This window comes from Microvirga sp. GN3, from assembly GCF_055792825.1.
Genome location: NZ_JBVVAK010000331.1, coordinates 1 through 2,809 on the forward strand (window position 1 = coordinate 1; position 2,809 = coordinate 2,809).

Sequence of the window (2,809 nt, forward strand, 5' to 3'; positions counted from 1 at the left end):
TCGCCGACTTGCACCGCCTGGCCCGCCGCGAGTTCGGCCGCCTGCAGCAACGGCCTGAGCTCATTACCAGCTTCTTTCGGCACGCAGGTCTCTCCGTTGCAGGTCTTTAGTGAAGATCATTAGGACTAAGCCTCGCCTGGTACATCCTCAAGCTCCATGGCGGAGACCTGGAAGTCGAGAGTCAGGAAGGGCATGGAACCAAGGTCACGATGATCGTGCCGGAGACGAACACGACAGGGTTCAGCTATTCCATCTGAGCCGGCACTCCGCTTCGCTCAGGAGCGAATGAGAATGCAGCGAAAGTCGTTCACGTTGGTCAGCGTCGGGCCCGTCACGACGAGCCTGTCGAGTTCGGCGAATGCCGTATAGGCATCGTTTCTATCGAGATGGGCCGCGAGATCGATGCCTTTCTCACGAGCGCTCTCGAACAGGCTACCGTCGAACCAAGCGCCCGCATTGTCCTCGGAACCATCGATGCCATCGGTATCGCAAGCGATAGCCGAGATCCTGTCTTCATCCTTTAAAGCAACGGCCAGAGACAACAGGAACTCGGCGTTTCGTCCGCCTCGCCCCTGTCCGCGCACCGTCACCGTCGTCTCGCCGCCGGAGAGCAGGACACACGGTGCTTTCACCGGTTCTCCATGCATCAGGGCGGAGCGCGCAATGCCGGCCATGACACGCCCGACCTCCCTCGCCTCTCCCTCGAGCGCATCGCCGAGCACGAGCGGCGTCAGCCCCAGCTCACGGGCTTTGGCGGCAGCGGCATCGAGAGCCATCTTGGGCGTCGACAGCATATGCACCGCACCGCCGGCTACGGGCTCGGTGATGACGTTGGAGCGGATGGTCTGCAGGACATGATTAGGCACATCGATGCCGTATTTGCGCAGGATGCCGAGTGCAACGTCCGGATCGACGCGCTCGGGGATCGTCGGGCCGGAGCCGATGCTGCCGGGATCGTCGCCCGGAACGTCCGAGATCAGATAGGTGACCAGCTGCGCCTTCCCGGCCGCCGCGGCAAGCCGCCCGCCCTTGATGACGGAGAGCGACTTGCGCACCTGATTCATTTCTCCGATGGGAGCGCCTGATTTCAGGAGCGCCCGGTTCAGATCCTGCTTGTCGGTCAGCGTCACGCCTTTCGCGGGAAGTGACAGGAGGGCCGAGGCCCCGCCGGACATGAGACAGACGACAAGATCGTCGGGGCCAGCCTCCTGTGCCAGGGCCAGGATCCGCCCGGCTGCCTGCAACCCGGCCTCATCAGGAACCGGATGCGCCGCCTCGACGATTTCGATGGCTTTCGTCGGCACCGCGTGCCCGTATCGCGTGACCACAAGGCCGTCGCAGGTTCCTCCCGCACGAGCCCAGGCCTCCTCGAAGGCCGCCGCCATGCGGGCCGAGGCCTTGCCGGCACCGAGGACAATCGTTCGTCCTTTCGGCTTGGGCGGCAGGCGATCGTCGAATTGGCCATCCGGCAGAGCCGCCTTCAGAGCGGCATCGAACAGGGCGGTGAGGATTTCAGCATCGTTTGGCATCGCGTCACTTTACGTCAGAAATCCCAGGCGTGAAGCCCAGGACCGCAGATTGCACACAGGGTGGCCTGCCCATTCATCGAATGGCCTTGGATCTCAGCACAGGATCATGCTTAAAGACCGTCGATTAGCCACCTCACGATTTTCCAATAGCCCAAGGATGACCATGAAGCCCCTAGCCCAGATGCCGCTGGAAACGGCGCGCTCCATTCGTGTGGTGCTGACCGATATCGATGACACGATCACCACGGAAGGAATGCTGACGGCCGCTGCCTACGGCGCACTGGAAGAGCTGCATCGCGCGGGCTTCCTCGTCATTCCCGTGACCGGACGACCAGCAGGCTGGTGCGATCACATCGCCCGCATGTGGCCGGTCGATGCGGTGGTGGGAGAAAACGGCGCCTTCTATTTCCGCTACGATCGCGAGCGCAAGAAGATGCAGCAACGCTTCTGGGCGAGCCCCGAAGAGCTGGCACGGAACCGTGCCAAACTCGATGCCATCGAGACGGACGTTCTGGCACGTGTGCCAGGTGCGGCGCTTGCCAGCGATCAGGCCTACCGCATGGCAGATCTCGCCATCGACTTCTGCGAGGACGTACCTGCCTTAACCGAGTCGGAGGTGGACAGAATCGTTTCCATCTTCGAACGCGCGGGCGCACAGGCCAAGGTCAGTTCCATTCACGTGAACGGCTGGTTCGGCGATTACAACAAACTGAGCATGGCCAAGACCCTACTCGCCGATGTGTTCGGCATGGACTGGGAAGAAGCGAAGAAGGCCGTGATCTATGCGGGCGACTCACCGAACGACAAGCCGATGTTTGCAGCCTTTCCCTTGAGCGTCGGCGTCGCCAATATCCAGGCCTTCACACATCGCCTGACCAACAAGCCGGCCTACATCGCGAACGGTCACTCTGGCGATGGCTTCGTGGAACTGGCCAATCTGCTGCTCAGAGCGAGAAGCGCATAGGAATGCAGTGAGATTCGGCAACTTCCATCAACAAAAAGGCCCGGCAATGCCGGGCTCTTTCATGCTCACACTCCTGCGATGTTGATGTATTTGATCTCGAGGAAGCCCTCGATGCCGTATTTCGAGCCCTCACGGCCGAGCCCCGACTGCTTCACGCCGCCAAACGGCGCCATCTCGTTGGCGAGTGCCGGTGTGTTCACCCCGACCATGCCGCTCTCGAGCGCCTCCGCCACGCGCCAGACGCGGGCCATGTCCTTGGCATAGAAATACGACGCCAGCCCGAACTCCGAGTCGTTCGCCATCGCGATCACCTCGG

General features: G+C 61.9%; 3 protein-coding genes. 1 reads left to right on the forward strand and 2 read right to left on the reverse strand.

The annotated features are described in order from the left end of the window. Positions 1–275: 275 nt before the first annotated feature. Positions 276–1,529, reverse strand: coding sequence for a glycerate kinase type-2 family protein (locus ACS5Q1_RS47385; RefSeq protein WP_473104702.1), 1,254 nt, complete (start codon positions 1,527–1,529; stop codon positions 276–278). Between the two features lie 163 nt (positions 1,530–1,692). Here ACS5Q1_RS47385 and ACS5Q1_RS47390 point away from each other — a divergent pair, with 163 nt between their 5' ends. Further along, positions 1,693–2,493, forward strand: a complete 801-nt coding sequence (locus tag ACS5Q1_RS47390; RefSeq protein ID WP_473104703.1) for an HAD-IIB family hydrolase — start codon at positions 1,693–1,695, stop codon at positions 2,491–2,493. A 65-nt stretch (positions 2,494–2,558) separates the two neighbouring features. Here the strand turns inward: ACS5Q1_RS47390 and ACS5Q1_RS47395 are convergent. Then, the coding region (locus ACS5Q1_RS47395; RefSeq protein WP_473104704.1) for an aldehyde dehydrogenase family protein at positions 2,559–2,809 on the reverse strand (251 nt) is incomplete at its 5' end.

Excerpts from the sequence above, each read along its gene's own strand:
- ACS5Q1_RS47385 (WP_473104702.1), bottom strand. The coding sequence starts at position 1,529 with ATGCCAAACGATGCTGAAATCCTCACCGCCCTGTTCGATGCCGCTCTG.
- ACS5Q1_RS47390 (WP_473104703.1), top strand. The coding sequence starts at position 1,693 with ATGAAGCCCCTAGCCCAGATGCCGCTGGAAACGGCGCGCTCCATTCGT.